Genomic DNA, 17,130 nt, shown 5'->3' on the forward strand with positions numbered 1-17,130 from the left:
TTTGCCACGGGCAAAGAACTTTTTTTATCGGGCCTTTCCGTTTAGAATAAGAACGACACATAAAACCAAAAGTGGTGACAAAATGAATATTAACCAATTATCCAATCGATTAATGGCTGTTGTTTCCCGTATTCCGCTGCATTCCGTCGTTGCGGATATTGGCTCGGATCACGCATATTTGCCTTGTTATGCGATTAAAAATGGGCTGGCCGATAAAGCTATTGCGGGTGAAGTGGCAGACGGTCCTTTTTTAGCGGCGCAGCAGCAAGTGAAAGAAGCCGGGCTTGAAGAAAGAATCGCTGTTCGAAAAGGAAACGGACTTGAAGTGATCGCTTCCGGTGAAGCGGACTGCGTAACAATCGCTGGCATGGGAGGTACGTTGATCGCTTCTATTTTAGAGGAAGGAAAAGATAAGCTTGGCGGCGTCAAGCGGCTTATTCTGCAGCCAAATCTTCGGGCAGATCAAATCCGTAAGTGGCTCATCGAACATGGCTGGGAATTGATCGATGAAGAAATTATAGAAGAAGACGGAAAAATTTATGAGATTTTAACAGCTGAAAAAGGTGATCCTGAACGGCCATATAGTGCAAAAAAAGAGCTGGAGATGCTTACAGGGCCGATGCTGCTTGCTCAGAAAAATGCCGTGTTTCTTAAAAAGTGGCAAAGAGAAGCCGCCCAGCTAGAAGTCGTGCTGGAGAATGTAAAGAAAGCAGAAAATCAGGCAGCAGCGGCAAGTAAGAAGCGGGAAATTCTTCATGAACTTCAGCTGATAAAGGAGGCAATCGACAGTGAAGAAAGCGAATGGACATGAAATTATTCAGTTATTTGAACAGTTTTCCCCTAAAAAGTACGCGATGGAAGGCGATAAAGTCGGTTTGCAAATTGGCCGATTAAACAAGCCTGTCGAGCGAGTGCTCATTGCGCTCGATGTGCTTGAAGAAGTGGTCGATGAAGCGATTGAAAAAGGCGTGCAGCTCATCATTGCCCACCATCCTATCATTTTCCGTCCATTAACTTCCATCGTTACGAGCGATCCGGCAGGCAGAATGATTGAAAAGCTGATCAAACATGATATTGCTGTTTATGCAGCCCACACGAATTTGGATGTGGCTAAAGGCGGCGTAAATGACCTATTGGCAGAGGCGCTTGAATTAAAAGAGACGGATGTCCTCGTACCGACGTTTCAAGATGATTTAAAGAAGCTTGCGGTGTTTGTACCAGTCAGTCATGCAGAAAGAGTGAGGGAAGCGTTAGGCGAATCAGGAGGAGGCTTTATCGGTGGATACAGCCATTGCTCTTTTTCAACAAAAGGCACCGGCCGTTTTAAGCCGGGCGATCAAGCGAGTCCATATATTGGGCAGGCAGGCCAACTGGAACAGGTAGAAGAAGTAAAAGTGGAAACGGTCTACCCGAAGAGCCTCGAGAAAAAGGTGTTGTCAGCCATGCTGAAAGTCCATCCTTACGAAGAAGTGGCTTATGATGTGTATTCGCTTGATAACGAAGACGAACCGCTCGGACTCGGCCGAATTGGCAAGCTGGAAAACCCAATGAGTCTTCGGGAATTTGCAGAGTTCGTGAAAGAAAAGCTGGATGTAAAAGGAGTGCGTGTCGTCGGGCAATTAACAGAGAAAGTGAGAAAGGTCGCTGTGCTCGGCGGCGACGGGAATAAATACTTTCAGTCAGCTAAATTTAAAGGGGCAGATGTGTATGTAACGGGGGATTTTTATTATCATACAGCACATGACGCTCTCGCTGTCGGCTTGAATGTAGTCGATCCTGGCCACAATGTGGAAAAAGTAATGAAAGCAGGCGCGGCTAAGAAGTTGTCACACTTGGCAGAAGAAAAGGGAATAGCCGCACAGTTTATTCCGTCTGCTGTTGACACAGATCCGTTTACGTTTATATAAAAAAGAAGGCTGATCCTCCTTTGCTGGATCAGCCTTCTTTTAATCCTTATGATTATCGGGTCGTGAGTGTCGATCTTTTCACTTTCGGAAGAATTTTGTTTAAAGGAACTTTTCTTTCCCGAACCCACGTGCTTTCTACGTGCGGATCAAATCCCTCTAAAAACTGGATCACTTCTTTCACGATCGGAGTCGGGGTAGAAGCTCCGGCCGTAACGGCCACTGTTTTTGCTTCTCTTAGCCAGTCAATTTCAATTTCTGTCACATCGGACACCCTATAAGCTTTCGTGCCGGCAATTTCAACGGACACTTGGGCAAGGCGGTTGGAGTTATTGCTTTTCGGATCGCCGACAACAATTAATACATCCGCTTCACCTGCTTGTTCAGCAACCGCTTCCTGCCGGACTTGAGTGGCTAAGCAAATTTCTTTATGCATCTCTGCATGAGGGTATTTTTCTTTAATTTTGTCCATAATATCGGCTACATCCCATTGACTCATCGTCGTTTGGTTTGTAACGATGATTTTCGAGCTTTTTGGCGTAATCTTATCTACATCTTCTGGCTTTTCGACTAAATGAACGATATCAGGAGCGACGCCGATTGCTCCTTCCGGTTCAGGATGAGCTTTTTTGCCGATGTAGATCACTTCATACCCGTCCGCTTTTTTCTCGCGGATCAAGTCATGCGTTTTTGTGACGTCCGGGCAAGTAGCGTCAATGGTGACGAGATTTTTCTTGCGTGCGAGTTCCCTCACTTCAGGAGAAACGCCGTGGGCAGTGAAAATGACTGTGCCTTCGTTCACTTGTTCCAAAATTTCTTTCCGGTTACTGCCGTCCAGTGTAATGATGCCTTCTTCTTCGAATGCATCCGTGACGTGTTTGTTATGAACAATCATCCCGAGGATGTAAATCGGGCGCGGCAGGCTTTTATCTAGAGCGGCATTTTTGGCGATGACCATGGCATCGACAACACCGTAACAATATCCTCTTGGAGCAATTTTAATCAGTTCCATAAAAAAACCTCCTATATTTATAGTCGGAGTGGTATGTGTACGAATTTATTATATAGGAGGAGAGCAAACTTTGGAAGCAAACAGCTGTTTCTTAAATATAAAGTTTCGGTCCAGATGATTTTGGCTCCCGTTTTAAAGGAGGAGGGGCTTGTTTTTCCTTGTCTTTTTCTTTTTCGGTTCGTTCGACTTTACCTGCTGGTTCGGGAGCTTTTTCTTTTTCATCAGGAAGAGCCTTCAATCCCCGGTACAGTTTCCACATCGAAGGCAGGTTTTTTACGAGCGGACCGTACTGTTCAACAATCGGCCCCATTTGCTGAACAGTGTTTAAGATTTGCTGCGTGTTGGCGAGCATTTGCTGTAGATTCATTGGGTTAGTCAATTTTTGGGCGGCGGCAGCCGTTCCCCGGCGTTCAAAGCCAGTCAGCTGTGGACTGGATCTTTGCCGCATCCGTCCAAATAGCCCACGTCCCGGCCTTTGTGGTGCCGCATTGGGACGGGGCCCGGGGAATGGCCTTGCTGCAGGCGGGTAGTAGTGGGGGGGCAGCGGGCGGTTTCCGTGTTGAAATGGAATCATAAGCGACGCATCCTTTCATACATTTTTTCTTCTCAATTATTGTATGCAATAAGACAGGGAAACGTTTAATAATGAAAACAGCTCGTGAAGAAAATAATAATATCATTCCCCGGCCTTTGATTTGTGAATGATTTTAGTATAATATTAAGATGGAGAAAAAGGCTTATTTAAGCCAAAAGGAGTGTCACATTTGGCAAAGCACCAATTTGAAAAGTATGGTTTTCAGCCATTTATTAATAAAGGAATAGAAGAATTAGGGTTTCACGAGCCGACTGACATTCAAACAAGAATGATTCCGCTTATTTTAAAAGGAGAAAGTGCGATTGGCCAGTCGCAGACCGGCACCGGCAAAACCCACTCGTATGTCTTGCCGATTCTTGAAAAAATTAACCCGGCCAAAAAAGAAGTACAGGCAGTGATCACTGCGCCGACAAGAGAACTTGCGAATCAAATTTATCAGGAAGTTCTTAAAATCGCCCGGTTTTCTGAAGAAGAAATTACGGCGCGCTGCTATATTGGAGGAACGGACAAACAGCGCGACATTGAAAAGCTGAAAAATCAGCCGCATATCGTTGTCGGAACGCCAGGCAGAATTAACGACTTAGTGCAGGCGCAGGCGTTGTTTGTCCATAAAACAACGATGCTTGTCATTGACGAAGCGGATTTAATGCTCGATATGGGCTTTATTGTCGATGTCGATCAAATTGCTGTCAGAATGCCTGAACAGCTTAGCATATTTGTTTTTTCAGCGACGATTCCGGAAAAGCTGAAGCCGTTTCTGAAAAAATATATGGAGAACCCGGAATTTATCCATATCCAGCCTAAACACATTTCTGCAGAAAATATCGAGCATGTTCTCGTACCGAAAAAAAGCCGGGAAAAAATTGATCTGCTGTCTGACATGCTGCAGGCCTATAATCCTTATTTAGCGGTTGTGTTTACGAACACAAAGCAAAAAGCGGATGAAGTAGCCGATGCTCTCTTGGAAAAAGGTTTGAAAACAGGCCGTATCCATGGGGACTTGTCCCCGCGTGACAGAAAGAAAATGATGAAGCGAATTCGCGATCTTGAGTATCAATTTATTGTCGCGACAGATCTTGCAGCAAGAGGAATTGATATAGAAGGTGTCAGCCACGTCATTAACTATGAGCTCCCAAGAGATCTGGACTTCTATATTCACCGGGCAGGCCGGACCGCCCGTGCTGGTTCTTCAGGGATTTGCGCGACAATTTATACTCCGTCCGACGAAGATGCGCTCGCCCGCCTGGAAAAGCTCGGTGTCACATTTAGCCATGCTGATTTGCGCCGCGGCGAATGGATTGAGCTTGTCGACCGCAATCAGCGGAAAAAGCGGGAAAAAGCGGCAGATGAAATTGATGTAAAAGCTAAATCCATTGTTCGCAAGCCGAAAAAAGTTAAGCCTGGTTATAAAAAGAAGATGCAAAGAGAAATGACCCAGTTTAAAAAGCGTGAGCGCCGTTTGGAGTCGAAGCGCAATAATAAAAAAGGGTAATGTTTGGAGGAAGAGGCCTGCCTGAGCAGGTCTTTTTTGCTGAAAAAAGCGTTGGTTTTTAGTAAAATAATAAAGAGATAAGGGAGAGATATACATGTTGAAAATTGGTTCCCACGTGTCAATGAGCGGGAAGAAAATGCTGCTCGCAGCAAGTGAAGAAGCGGCTTCTTACGGAGCAAATACATTTATGATTTATACGGGAGCTCCGCAAAATACGAGAAGAAAAAAGATTGAAGAGTTAAATATTGAACAGGGATGGCTCCATATGGAGGAAAATGGAATGGGAAACATTGTCGTTCATGCTCCGTATATTATAAATATCGGCAACACGGTAAAGCCTGAGACGTTTGAGCTTGGCGTTAATTTTTTACGTTCCGAAATAGAGCGGACAGCAGCTCTCGGCTCCAAGCAGATTGTGTTGCATCCGGGAGCTCATGTTGGCGCGGGCACGGAAGCAGGTATAAAGAAAATCATTGAGGGGCTGAATGAAGTGCTCACGAAAGATCTTGATGTGCAAATTGCCCTTGAAACGATGGCTGGAAAAGGATCAGAGTGCGGTGCGTCTTTTGAGGAACTTGCGATGATTATCGATGGCGTTCATTTGAACGACAAATTGTCTGTTTGCTTTGATACGTGCCATACACATGATGCCGGCTATGCTGTCAAAGAAGATTTTGACGGCGTTCTTGACCAGTTTGACCGAATTGTCGGAGCGAACCGAATAAAAGTTCTTCATATTAACGACAGCAAAAATGAACAAGGTGCAAGAAAAGACCGTCATGAAAACATCGGTTTTGGCTATATTGGCTTTGAAGCGCTTAATTACATTGTTCACCATCCCCAGCTGACGGAGGTTCCTAAAATATTGGAAACGCCGTACGTGGGCGATGATAAGAAATCGAAGAAGCCGCCTTATAAATTTGAGATTGACATGTTCCGCTCAAAAGCATTTGACGAAGCGGTGCGCACGAAGGTGGCTGCTCACTAATCAAAAGGAAGAAAGAGCCGGCCGGAGCAGGAAGGACACCGGCCGGAACGTTCTTTTTATTGTTGAAACATCGTCAGTAGTTTGTTGAGTTTCTTGGCGGTTTGCTCATTTGTGATACTGGCAATTTCCCTCAATAAATCGGCTCTCTCGTATTCATTGAATAAATCAACTTTCTTTCTGCGCAGGCGGCCGGCAATTTTTTCAGCTTCTTCTCTTTTTAGCGGAATATTCACCCCTTCCGCGTACTTCAACAATTCATCTCCTGTCATCATCTGGGCTTTTTGATTAATTAAGTGCTGTATGAATTTCACTGGCAGTCACTCCTTTTCCTCTCTACTTAATGTATGAGAAAAAGAAAATAAGGTGATTTGGGTCAAACAAGTGAAAAATGAATATTTTATTTAAAAAGGAATGAGGATATGCCCAAACAGCATAAAAAAGAAAAACCCACCCATGTCTTTTATCGCCTGATTATGATTTTTATCGGAGCAGCATTTGCAGCGGCATCCATTGAGCTGTTTCTTGTGCCAAACAATATTATTGATGGCGGCATTATCGGCATTTCATTAATTTTAAGTTACTTATTTGAACATCCTTTGCTTAATTTCTCCACGTTTGTGGTGTTATTGAATATCCCATTTTTATACTATGGCTATAAGCAAATAGGCAAAACGTTCATGTTTTCCTCTTTATTTGGCGTTATTTGTCTCGCGGTAGTAGAAAATATGCTTCATAAACTTCAGCCGTTTACGGATCAGCCTGTATTGGCAGCTGTATTTGGCGGACTTCTTCTCGGCGTAGGAGTCGGGCTCGTTATACGCCATGGAGGAACGCTTGACGGCACAGAAATCCTTGGTATTTTAATGACGAAAAAGCTGCCTTTTTCCGTCGGCGAATTTGTTATGTTTATAAATATTTTTATTTTTGGCTGGGCTGCTTTTGTGCTGGGAACAGAAAATGCCATGTATTCTGCCATGACGTATTACATTGCATTTAAAGCGATTGATACGGTGCTGCAAGGGCTTGAAGAAACGAAGGCCTGCATTATTATTTCAGATTTTTATGAAGAAATGTCTGATGCCATCCTACACCGCCTTGGACGGGGAACAACAAAATTGAAAGGAAAAGGCGGATTTACAGATGAGGAAAAAGAGGTAATCTATGTTGTTGTGACAAGGCTTGAGGTAACGAAGCTGAAGAGCATTATCAGCGACATTGATTCCGAAGCTTTTTTAACGATTATGAATACGCAAGAAACAAGAGGCGCCCGTTTTAAATCGGCGATTCATTAAACGTATCGGAATTGCTCTTTCAGTAGTTCCGGTTTACTTTTTAAATAGTATGATGTATACTTCATTTGGTTCACAAATCGTAATCATTCTTATAAAGGAGACACTTCAATGAATCAACCACCCATCATTGAAATTAACAACGTGTCCTACCGTTATGACCGGGATAATGTGTTAGAAAACATTCAATTATCAGTCCCTAAAGGGGCATTTTTAGGTTTAGTAGGTCCGAATGGCTCCGGTAAATCCACTTTGTTAAAGCTTATTTTAGGTTTGTTAAAAGTGAAAGAAGGAGAAATATTTCTTTTTGACACGCCTCAAAAAAGTTTTAAAAGTTGGGATCGCATCGGTTTTGTTTCACAAAAAGCCAATTCATTTAATACAGGTTTTCCTGCTACCGTTTATGAAGTGGTAGCGAGCGGCTTAACGAAAAAGGTGGGCCTTTTTCGATTGCCCGGCAGCAAAGAAAAACAAGAAATTAAAGCAGCTGTTGAGGCGGTCGGGATGGAGCAGTTTCTCACCCGTAATATCGGAGAGCTTTCCGGAGGCCAGCAGCAGCGTGTATTCATTGCGAGAGCAATTGTTTCAAAGCCGGATATTCTCATTCTTGACGAGCCGACAGTTGGCGTGGACAGTAAAAATGTCCAATCGTTTTATGAAATGCTGTCTTATTTAAACAAAAAAATGGATATTACGCTCCTATTAGTCACGCATGATATCGGCATTATCAGCGATAAAGTCACTCACGTCGCTTGTTTAAATAAATATTTGCATTTTCACGGCAGCATGAAACAGTTTGAAACTCTTGACGAAACAGACTTGTCCGATTTATATGGCCATGGCATTCATCTGCTTGAACATCACCATGACCATCAGGGGGCAGATGTATGATTGAAGTAATAAGGCAATATGAATTTTTGCAAAACGCCTTTTTAACGGGCATGATTATCGGTATTATTGCGCCGCTGCTCGGCGCTTTTATCGTCGTAAGAAGACTGTCGCTGATCGCTGATGCGCTAAGCCACGTGACGCTTGCGGGCATTGCCGCCGGCTTGTATTTCAACCAGACGTTCGCTTTTCTGTCATGGCTTAATCCGCTTTATTCCGGCATGGTGTTTTCTGTTGTCGGCTCTTTATTTCTCGAACGGCTGCGAACGGTATACAAACATTATCAAGAACTGGCGATTCCGATTATTTTATCAGGGGGCATAGGAATCGGCGCTATTTTTATTTCATTGGCTGATGGATTTAACACCGACTTATTCAGCTATTTATTTGGAAGCGTCAGCGCCGTCAGCCGCAATGATTTATGGGCCATTTGCCTGATTAGCATCATTGTATTAGTTGTCATTTTTTTATTGTATAAAGAATTATTTTTGCTGTCATTTGATGAAGAACATGCGAAAGCTTCCGGCATACCGGCAAAATCGATTCATTTTATTTTTATTATTCTCGTCGCGCTTGTAATTGCCGCATCTATGCGAATTGTTGGAATACTGCTCGTATCCGCACTCATGACATTGCCCGTGGCGGCTGCGATGCGGATGGCGAAAGGATTTAAACAAACGATCGTTTATTCCGTCCTGTTTGGAGAAGTAGCTGTCATAATTGGACTAGTCAGTGCTTTTTACTTGGACTTGGCTCCGGGTGGAACTATCGTCGTATCTTCCATTTTGATTTTACTGCTGGTCATTTCAGCAAAAAAGTTTATTAAAGTGGGGTGAAAACATGAATTTAACTGAAGCGATCGATCTTTTAAAAGAACGGGGATATAAACAGACAGGCAAGCGGGAAGATATGCTTGAATTGTTTGCCCGGAAAGATAAGTATTTAACAGCAAAAGATGTACTAGAAGATATGAAAAGCAGCCATCCGGGTCTTAGCTTCGATACGATCTATCGAAATTTAGCTTTATTCGTGGAGATGGGTATTCTAGAAGAGACAGAATTATCGGGTGAGCGCCATTACCGTTTTACTTGTTCACACGAAGAGCATCATCATCACTTTATTTGCCTTGCTTGCGGAAAAACACGAGAAATCCATTTATGCCCGATGGATCACATTCATCGGTTGCCAGGCTATGAAATCTCCGGACATAAATTCGAAATTTATGGCACATGTCCGGCGTGTATCCCGGTGGAAAGCTGAATAAAAGCAAAAAGAGGCCTGCTCAGCTAGGCCTCTTTTCATTTGCTTAGTCTAGTTGATGAATCCGCTTTTTCGAATGAAGCCATGCCTCCACCCATTTTTCCGCTTGTGCCCAGTTATCGACACGGATCACTCCGTCTGGTACAGGATCCTGGTTATAGGGAGTGTTAAACAGCAAGACAGGAATATTCAGTTCTTCATGGATGCTGACTGCATTGTCATGCTTGTCTTCGAAAAATAAATCCACAGCGTATTCTTTTGCTGCTCCAACTTTATCATGGGATCCGATAAGTTCGATCCGGTCGTATAAAATGTCTTGTTCATCGAACCACTTTTCCGTTACTTCCAGCAAGTGGCTTCTGCGTGCGCTAATAAAGAATAGCTGGAATTTCTCTTTCCATTTCAAAAGCACGTCTTTCGCGCCTTCTGCGAGCGGAGAACTGGAGTAAATTACTGGCTCTCGCTCGTCAAACCAATCTCGAAAGCGCTCCATTGGAATGTCTAACGCTTCTGATAAATCGTATGTTTTTATATCATCGAGTGTAATGTTTAAGGAAAAATCTTCATTAATAAAGGGGATCAGGCTGGTTGGACAAGTCACTGTTCCATCAATATCAATGCCAAAACGCATTTCTTTCATAATCGCTTACTCCTTACGTTGTGAAATCTCTTTCAAAGTGTATCACATTTTGACGGATATTGTTACGAAAGACGATGTCTATCTGAATAAATTTACTGGACAAACAAACACTATGAAAGCTTTTCAATTTATGAAAGCGGGGGATGTACAGTGAATGATGACAAGTTCGATAAAGATTTAAGGTTAGCGAACAGACCAAATAAGCTGTACGAGGAAGAAACAGCTGCTGAACTGGCAACGCCTCTTTCTTTAAGCGAAGAACGGACTGACAGCCGGATAGACAGCGAAGAAGGTGGACGTGGATTCGGTTATACAGGCTTAATTGTCTCCATTGTTGCGTTGTTTGTGATGCCGGTATTGCTCGGTGCTGTAGGAATCGTTCTTGGGTTTCTCGCCAGAAGCAGGGGATCAAGAGGTCTCGGTTCCTGGGCGATTGGTGTAGGGGCCGCGGCCATTATTATGGGGCTGTTCGTATTGCCATTTTTTTAAAAGAAAAAAAGCCCGGCATATGCCGGGCTTTTAGACGTTTTGGGCTTCAATTGCTTGTTGCTTGTAATATTCTTCTGCGATCTTGTCAATTTCTTTTTTTAGTTCTTCTACCATTGTTTCTTCTGGTACTTTACGAACGGTTTTTCCTTTGCGGAACAGCAAGCCTTCCCCACGGGCGCCGGCAATACCAATGTCTGCTTCGCGGGCTTCACCAGGACCATTCACTGCACAGCCGAGCACCGCCACTTTAATCGGGGCTTTAATTGTTGAAATGTATTCTTCCACTTCGTTGGCAATACTGATTAAGTCTATTTCTATTCGTCCGCATGTCGGACAGGAAATTAATGTGGCTGCATTGGAAGAGAGGCCGAAAGATTTTAACAACTCTCTTGCCACTTTGACTTCCTCAACGGGGTCGGCGCTCAATGAAATGCGCAGTGTGTTGCCGATGCCTCTGCTCAAAATTGCTCCAAGACCCGCTGCGCTTTTGACTGTACCGGCAAATAAGGTACCAGACTCTGTAATGCCGAGATGGAGAGGATAGTCAAATGCTTTCGCTGCCTTTTCATATGCTTCGATCGCCAAGTTCACATCAGATGCTTTCATGGAGACGATGATGTCATGGAAATCAAGGTCTTCTAAAATCTTGATGTGATGCAGAGCGCTTTCCACCATTCCATCTGCCGTAGGGTAGCCGTATTTCTCTAAAATCCGGCGTTCGAGGCTTCCGGCATTCACGCCGATACGAATCGGAATGCCTTTCGCTTTAGCCGCGTTAACGACAGCTTCCACTTTTTCACGGCGGCCGATGTTGCCCGGATTGATCCGTATTTTATCTGCTCCGCCTTCAATGGCTTTTAAGGCGAGCTTATAGTCAAAGTGTATATCCACTACTAAGGGAATATTAATTTGTTTTTTTATATCGGCGATGGCATCTGCCGCACGCTCATCGGGACACGCAACACGGACAATTTGACAGCCTGCTTCTTCGAGACGGTGTATTTCTTTGACAGTCGCCTCGACATCGTGTGTCTTCGACATTGTCATACTTTGAATAAACAGTTCATTGCTTCCGCCGATAGTTAAATTTCCAACTTTAACCGGGCGTGTATTTGAACGATGGATAATTTCACTCAATAGTGATTCGCTCCTTTTTTATTCTAATTAGTAAGCTCTTCAATGATCAATTGTAACAGTAATCGAGCGGATCTGACAAGAAAATGGCAGTGAAAAGAAAGATTTATCTTTCTTCATATAGCGGAAATTTATAATTTTCGCCAATCTGAATGCTGTCAGGAGCCGTGCCGCCGTTTAATTCTTGAAAATCTGCTATAGCTGTTTCAATATCAGCTGGGAGTCTGCCGCCATGAAGTGCGGCCAGAATGGAAAGAACTGTGTCACCTTTCCCTACTTCCATTTCTTTATAGGGAAGGGCGGGGGCAGATAATTCCGTGCTTTTTGCTTTCGCTTCCTGCTGGCGGCTATTTCCTGCATGAGGCAGGGAGCCATTTGATAGGTCATTCCAGAGGCCGGCTGCAATAAGAATAAAAACGATAAATAGCAAGAAATTTTTCATGTCTCCACCTCTTTTTACCACTATATGCTCGTCCATGAAAAGTAGGACAGCAAAGAAAGGTGGAGACCATTTATTTAGCAGCCGGTGGTCTTTTGGATTTTGGCAGAGGGATGGCCCGGACAGCGAGAAAAAGCATGAGAGCAGTAATCAGCCAGTCAAGAAGAAAGCTCGCCGGAAGAACAACACCTGCCAAATAAAGAATGGAAAATAAGATGATCGCGGGCGTCATCGCATAGGCTGCCAGCCGCCAGCTCTGCCGGTATAATAATTTTCTGCCTGTTGCTAGTTTAAACAACATGCCGGCCGCAGCAAAAATAGACACTTTAATAAAACCGGCACAAGCTGTAAATAAATAATAAATCAAGAAAAGAACAGGCAAGATAATAATTAAATAAGATTGCAGCGAGTCCGCATATGTGATGAATTTTTCTTTTGTAATAGCTGCCATTCCCGGAAGCGCATAAGAAACGGATTGAAGCTGCCCGTTGGCTGACAAAGCAAGCTCTTCTTTTAACAAGCCGATTGCCCGGTCTTTTTCAGCTAAATCGTCTGCCGTCACTGTACCAGTCGGGTCAAAAACAATGTCAGTTTTCCCTTTTTTGATCCACTTTGTCTCGTTTTCTGGAGAGACCAGTTCTCCGTTTTCAATTGTAAAAGGCGGGATATCATGTTTCACTGCTTCTTTAAAAGAAGCGAGCCCGCTCGTTGCGAGAAGGCTGAAGTGAATCATAAAGGGCAGAGAAGCGATAAGCATCAATAAAAAAATGTACGCAATGGTTTTTCCTATTCCTTGAAAACGAAAAAAAGCCACCGTTTTAGGGGAATAAAGGCTTTTCCATACTTGCTGAAAAATAGACATATAATAAATCCTCCTTCTCTTTATTTTATTCAGATGTTTCTTTTATTTTCAAGTTTAGGGAAAAGCGGTCAATCTTATTTGTAACACAATTGTAATATAAGCGAGCTAATGTTAATGGATTGTAAATTTTTCGTCTAGATCATTTACTTATTCCTTAAGTTTTATTAATAATTGTAGAGGGTTTGCAAGTTTTGTCGAATTCATACGGTTAGGAGATGGAATAATGGAGATTAATGTCCAGGAAATGCTGTTTCAGTTTTTGGGCGGGCTTGGCATATTCTTATATGGAATAAAGTTAATGGGGGATGGTCTGCAGCAATCGGCAGGAGATCGTTTGCGTGATATTTTAGACCGGTTTACGACCAATCCTCTCATGGGGGTTTTAGCAGGCGTTCTCGTCACCGTTTTAATTCAAAGCAGCTCCGCAACAACTGTTATAACGGTTGGGTTGGTTAGTGCGGGATTTATGACGCTTAGACAAGCGATTGGTGTGATCATGGGAGCAAATATCGGTACGACCATAACTGCTTTCATTATCGGAATTGACATTGGCGCATATTCGCTGCCGATTTTAGCGCTCGGTTCTGTTTTCATCTTTTTCTTTAAAAGCAAAAAGGTACATAATCTCGGAATGATTTTCTTCGGGTTTGGTGCTTTGTTTTATGGTTTAGAGTTAATGAGTGATGGAATGAAGCCTTTGCGTTCTTTGGAAGCTTTCCATGACTTAACGGTAAGCATGAGTGCAAGCCCTATTTTAGGGGTAGTAGTTGGAACTGTATTTACAGTAATTGTTCAAAGTTCCAGTGCAACGATTGGGATTTTGCAAGGATTGTTTGCAGAGAATCTGCTGGATTTGGATGCCGCTTTGCCAGTTCTCTTCGGTGACAACATCGGAACAACGATTACGGCTGTGCTTGCTTCGATCGGCGCTTCCGTAGCAGCAAGAAGAGCAGCAGCCACACACGTATTGTTTAACGTTATTGGAACAACGATTTTTTTAATCATTCTTCCGTTGTACACACAGTTTATTCTTTATTTAACAGACATATTAAGTTTGGAACCGAAAATGATCATCGCTTTTGCTCACGGAACGTTTAACGTAACGAATACGATTATTCAGCTTCCTTTCGTCGGTGTGCTTGCGCTGATCGTGACAAAACTTATTCCGGGTGAAGATACAGTTATTGAATATAAAGCGAAGCATCTCGATCCGATTTTTATTGAACAGTCTCCTTCGATTGCGCTTGGTCAGGCAAAAGAAGAAGTCATCCGCATGGGGCAGTTCGCCGTCAAAGGAATGGATGAAACTCATACGTATTTAAAAACAAAGCATCAAAAGCATGCTGATATGGCCACTCAAATAGAAGATGCCTTGAACAATCTTGATAGAAAAATTACCGATTATTTAATCAGCTTATCAGGAACATCGCTTTCAGCAGCAGAGCTGGACAAGCACAACACATTAATGGATGCAGTCCGCGATATTGAGCGAATCGGTGATCATTGTGAAAATATCATTGAACTCGTCGATTATCAACAAGCTAATAAAGTGAAAATTACGGACAATGCGATGGCTGATTTAGAGGAAATGTTTAATTTAACAATTTCTGCAGTCAATAAAGCGGTAAAAGCAATGGATGAAAATGATTTGGACTTAGCAAGAGAAGTAACACAAAAAGAGGAATTAATCGATAAAATGGAAAGAAAACTGCGTAAACAACACATTCTACGAATGAACGAGGGTCTGTGCACCGGTCAAGCGGGCATCGTGTTCGTTGACATCGTCAGCAACCTTGAGCGGATGGGCGACCATGCGGTTAACATTGCTGAAGCTGTTCTCGGTATAAGAGACGCAGAATAAAAATGAAGAAGAAAGCAAAAGGCTAGGCGATCTTTTGCGCCGTGTAAAAACAACCGTTTCCTCTGTAAAGTTCAGGAGAAGCGGTTGTTTTTCTTTTTTTATGAGTGGTAGGCATTATTATTGCTTAGCACTTTCAATTTTGTTACTCTTATAATTGGAAGTTTCGAAAAATTATACATAGGGAGGAATTTATTATGGCATTTCAATTACCTGAACTACCTTACGCATATGACGCACTGGAGCCTCATATCGACAAAGAAACAATGAATATCCACCACACAAAGCACCACAACACATACGTAACAAAATTAAATGAAGCACTTCAAGGGCATGACGAGCTGGCAAGCAAATCTGTTGAAGAAGTGATTGCTAACCTTGAGGAAGTTCCAGAAGCTGTTCGTACAGCTGTGCGCAACAATGGCGGCGGACATGCCAACCATTCTTTATTCTGGCAGCTGTTATCTCCAAATGGCGGCGGAGAACCGACAGGTGAACTAGCTGATGCGATCAACAGCAAGTTCGGCAGCCTGGATAAATTCAAAGAAGAATTTGCTGCATCTGGTGCAGGACGTTTCGGTTCCGGCTGGGCATGGCTTGTCGTGAACAATGGAGAGCTTGAGATCACAAGCACACCGAACCAGGATTCCCCGATCATGGAAGGGAAAACACCAGTTCTTGGATTGGACGTATGGGAGCATGCGTACTACTTGAACTACCAAAACCGCCGTCCGGATTACATCAATGCATTCTGGAATGTGGTAAACTGGGATGAAGTCGCTAAGCGCTATAACGCAGCAAAATAATGAAATGAGGAAAGGCGGGCCTGGCTGACGGCTCGCCTTTTTTTTGAATAACTTTGCCCTTTTCTCCAAACGATATAAGGTGAAGGGGGGATGCATCTTGTTGATCATTCGAAAGAGGTTTCAACAGTTAGAATTGACGAAAGATCTTGGGCTGCTGCTGTTAATTGGCGGTTTGTATTCCCTGAGCGTGGCGTTGTCTAATACGTTTGTGAATATATTTTTGTGGAAGCAGTCAGGCCAATTCATTGATTTGGCCATTTATAATTTAACGGCTGTCATTTTTCAGCCGCTGGCATTTTGGGCGGCCGGCAGATGTGCAAAAAAAGTCGACCGCGTGATTGTCTTGAGAATGGGTGTGGCGTTTCTCAGCATTTTTTACTTAACTGTTTTGTTTATCGGAGGCCAGGCATCTAATTGGATTGTTTTGCTTGGGGCTTTACTTGGCATCGGCTATGGGTTTTTCTGGCTTGCTTATAACGTATTGACCTTTGAAATTACTGAACCGGAAACGAGAGACTTCTTTAACGGATTTTTCGGATCGTTGTTTTCTGCTGGCGGCATGATTGGCCCAATGCTTGCCGGTTTCATTATTAGCCGCTTTGCTTCCACTACCGGCTATTTCATTGTGTTCGGGCTTTCACTTGGATGCTTCCTTATCGCTGTCCTCATAAGTTTGTTTATTAAGCGGCGCCCGGCTCACGGCCGTTTTCAACCGCTGGCTGTATGGAAGGAGCGCCATACTTATCATGATTGGAAACGAATATTGAATGCTCATTTTTTTCAAGGATTGAGAGAAGGGGTATTTGTTTTCGTTATTTCCGTCTTTGTGTTTGTAACGACCGGCAGTGAATTGGCGCTTGGTACATATGGATTGGTTTACTCGGGTGTTTCTTTCTTCAGCTATTCACTCGCTGTTAAATTAGTTAAAAAGCCATACCGAAAGAAAGTGATTTTCGCCGGCGGTCTCGTCCTTTTCCTTTCTTTGTTTATCATTATGGCAGACCTCACATTTACAAAGCTGTTAATTTATGCAGCTGTCATTGCTGCTGCCTATCCGTTTTTGCTTGTCCCTTATTCATCGATGACGTATGATGTGATTGGTCAGAGCAAACAGGCGGCTGAGAAGCGTGTGGAATATATGGTTGTCAGAGAAATCTTTCTGAACGCCGGCAGAATTGTTTCTATTTTGGCATTCATTTGTGCGATTACTTTATTTGATGAAAAAGAAAGTATTCCTGTTCTTCTGTTCATACTGGGAGCAGGGCACAGTTTAATCTACTTCTGTATCAGAAAAGTAAATATGAAGCATACAAGAGACTTGGTCAATGAATGAGAAGTCTCTTTTTTCTTGGAGTTCTATGTAGAAAAAAAGTTGGAACTTGTTTAAAATAGTGGGTAGACAAAAAATAGTTTTTAACAGAGAGGATAGTGAACGGTGAAAAAAACAAAGAGAAAAAAGAAGACACATGTCCCT

The 17,130-nt window shown here is 43.1% G+C and carries 19 protein-coding genes; 12 read left to right on the plus strand and 7 right to left on the minus strand.

The window, feature by feature from the left end; translation table 11 throughout:
- Positions 1-82: 82 nt before the first annotated feature.
- Positions 83-811 carry a tRNA (adenine(22)-N(1))-methyltransferase gene (locus tag F9802_RS00925; protein WP_152149272.1) on the plus strand — a complete coding sequence of 243 codons (729 nt, stop codon included), beginning with the start codon at positions 83-85 and terminating at the stop codon, positions 809-811.
- On the plus strand, positions 789-1,907 hold the full coding sequence (locus F9802_RS00930) for a Nif3-like dinuclear metal center hexameric protein (RefSeq protein ID WP_152149273.1): 1,119 nt from the start codon (positions 789-791) through the stop codon (positions 1,905-1,907). The genes F9802_RS00925 and F9802_RS00930 overlap by 23 nt, the downstream gene beginning before the upstream one ends.
- 52 nt (positions 1,908-1,959) lie before the next feature.
- Here the strand turns inward: F9802_RS00930 and F9802_RS00935 are convergent, their stop codons facing one another.
- Entirely contained in the window at positions 1,960-2,916 is a 957-nt protein-coding gene (locus tag F9802_RS00935) for a 4-hydroxy-3-methylbut-2-enyl diphosphate reductase (protein ID WP_152149274.1), read from the minus strand.
- 91 nt (positions 2,917-3,007) lie between these two features.
- The gene (gene vrrA, locus F9802_RS00940) at positions 3,008-3,490 is read right to left on the minus strand and encodes a VrrA/YqfQ family protein (protein WP_152149275.1); all 483 of its coding nucleotides are present in this window, start codon (positions 3,488-3,490) and stop codon (positions 3,008-3,010) included.
- A gap of 190 nt (positions 3,491-3,680) precedes the next feature.
- Between vrrA and F9802_RS00945 the strand changes: the two genes are divergently transcribed.
- Together F9802_RS00945 and F9802_RS00950 are read left to right on the plus strand one after the other, a co-directional pair.
- Positions 3,681-5,003: a DEAD/DEAH box helicase gene (locus tag F9802_RS00945; RefSeq protein WP_152149276.1), complete on the plus strand. Its 1,323-nt coding sequence runs from the start codon at positions 3,681-3,683 to the stop codon at positions 5,001-5,003.
- Between the two features lie 94 nt (positions 5,004-5,097).
- Complete coding sequence (locus F9802_RS00950) at positions 5,098-5,991, plus strand: deoxyribonuclease IV (RefSeq protein ID WP_152149277.1); 894 nt, start codon at positions 5,098-5,100, stop codon at positions 5,989-5,991.
- Between the two features lie 56 nt (positions 5,992-6,047).
- Here F9802_RS00950 and F9802_RS00955 read toward each other — a convergent pair whose 3' ends face one another.
- Positions 6,048-6,302 carry a DUF2624 family protein gene (locus F9802_RS00955; RefSeq protein ID WP_152149278.1) on the minus strand — a complete coding sequence of 85 codons (255 nt, stop codon included), beginning with the start codon at positions 6,300-6,302 and terminating at the stop codon, positions 6,048-6,050.
- Positions 6,303-6,410: 108 nt separating this feature from the next.
- On the opposite strand from F9802_RS00955, the gene F9802_RS00960 reads away from it, so the two are divergent.
- The 4 genes from F9802_RS00960 (at position 6,411) to F9802_RS00975 (ending at position 9,428) form a co-directional block, all read left to right on the plus strand.
- A complete protein-coding gene (locus F9802_RS00960; protein WP_152149279.1) occupies positions 6,411-7,283 on the plus strand; it encodes a YitT family protein in 873 nt (290 codons plus the stop codon).
- A 108-nt stretch (positions 7,284-7,391) separates the two neighbouring features.
- Positions 7,392-8,171, plus strand: coding sequence for a metal ABC transporter ATP-binding protein (locus F9802_RS00965; RefSeq protein ID WP_152149280.1), 780 nt, complete (start codon positions 7,392-7,394; stop codon positions 8,169-8,171).
- Complete coding sequence (locus F9802_RS00970) at positions 8,168-9,004, plus strand: metal ABC transporter permease (RefSeq protein WP_152149281.1); 837 nt, start codon at positions 8,168-8,170, stop codon at positions 9,002-9,004. Before F9802_RS00965 ends, F9802_RS00970 begins: the two co-directional genes overlap by 4 nt.
- Positions 9,005-9,008: 4 nt before the next feature.
- On the plus strand, positions 9,009-9,428 hold the full coding sequence (locus F9802_RS00975) for a Fur family transcriptional regulator (protein WP_152149282.1): 420 nt from the start codon (positions 9,009-9,011) through the stop codon (positions 9,426-9,428).
- Positions 9,429-9,474: 46 nt separating this feature from the next.
- Here the strand turns inward: F9802_RS00975 and F9802_RS00980 are convergent, their stop codons facing one another.
- Positions 9,475-10,068, minus strand: a complete 594-nt coding sequence (locus F9802_RS00980; RefSeq protein WP_152149283.1) for a 5' nucleotidase, NT5C type — start codon at positions 10,066-10,068, stop codon at positions 9,475-9,477.
- A gap of 150 nt (positions 10,069-10,218) precedes the next feature.
- Between F9802_RS00980 and F9802_RS00985 the strand changes: the two genes are divergently transcribed.
- A complete protein-coding gene (locus tag F9802_RS00985) occupies positions 10,219-10,557 on the plus strand; it encodes a hypothetical protein (protein ID WP_152149284.1) in 339 nt (112 codons plus the stop codon).
- Between the two features lie 30 nt (positions 10,558-10,587).
- Here F9802_RS00985 and ispG read toward each other — a convergent pair whose 3' ends face one another.
- The 3 genes from ispG to F9802_RS01000 all read right to left on the minus strand — a co-directional run bounded on the left by ispG (position 10,588) and on the right by F9802_RS01000 (position 12,992).
- Positions 10,588-11,685 (minus strand): flavodoxin-dependent (E)-4-hydroxy-3-methylbut-2-enyl-diphosphate synthase, encoded by a 1,098-nt coding sequence (gene ispG / locus F9802_RS00990; RefSeq protein WP_191991747.1) that lies wholly within the window; start codon positions 11,683-11,685, stop codon positions 10,588-10,590.
- A 112-nt stretch (positions 11,686-11,797) separates the two neighbouring features.
- Positions 11,798-12,133, minus strand: coding sequence for a LysM peptidoglycan-binding domain-containing protein (locus F9802_RS00995; RefSeq protein ID WP_152149286.1), 336 nt, complete (start codon positions 12,131-12,133; stop codon positions 11,798-11,800).
- 70 nt (positions 12,134-12,203) lie between these two features.
- Entirely contained in the window at positions 12,204-12,992 is a 789-nt protein-coding gene (locus F9802_RS01000; protein ID WP_152149287.1) for a DUF1189 domain-containing protein, read from the minus strand.
- Between the two features lie 223 nt (positions 12,993-13,215).
- Here F9802_RS01000 and F9802_RS01005 point away from each other — a divergent pair, with 223 nt between their 5' ends.
- The 3 genes from F9802_RS01005 to F9802_RS01015 all read left to right on the plus strand — a co-directional run bounded on the left by F9802_RS01005 (position 13,216) and on the right by F9802_RS01015 (position 16,989).
- On the plus strand, positions 13,216-14,853 hold the full coding sequence (locus F9802_RS01005; protein WP_191991722.1) for a Na/Pi cotransporter family protein: 1,638 nt from the start codon (positions 13,216-13,218) through the stop codon (positions 14,851-14,853).
- Positions 14,854-15,047: 194 nt separating this feature from the next.
- A complete protein-coding gene (gene sodA / locus F9802_RS01010) occupies positions 15,048-15,656 on the plus strand; it encodes a superoxide dismutase SodA (protein ID WP_152149289.1) in 609 nt (202 codons plus the stop codon).
- A gap of 103 nt (positions 15,657-15,759) precedes the next feature.
- On the plus strand, positions 15,760-16,989 hold the full coding sequence (locus F9802_RS01015; RefSeq protein ID WP_225435181.1) for an MFS transporter: 1,230 nt from the start codon (positions 15,760-15,762) through the stop codon (positions 16,987-16,989).
- Positions 16,990-17,130: the final 141 nt, after the last annotated feature.

It is taken from the genome of Bacillus aerolatus, from assembly GCF_009183655.1.
Taxonomy (GTDB): Bacteria; Bacillota; Bacilli; order Bacillales; family Domibacillaceae; genus Pseudobacillus; species Pseudobacillus aerolatus.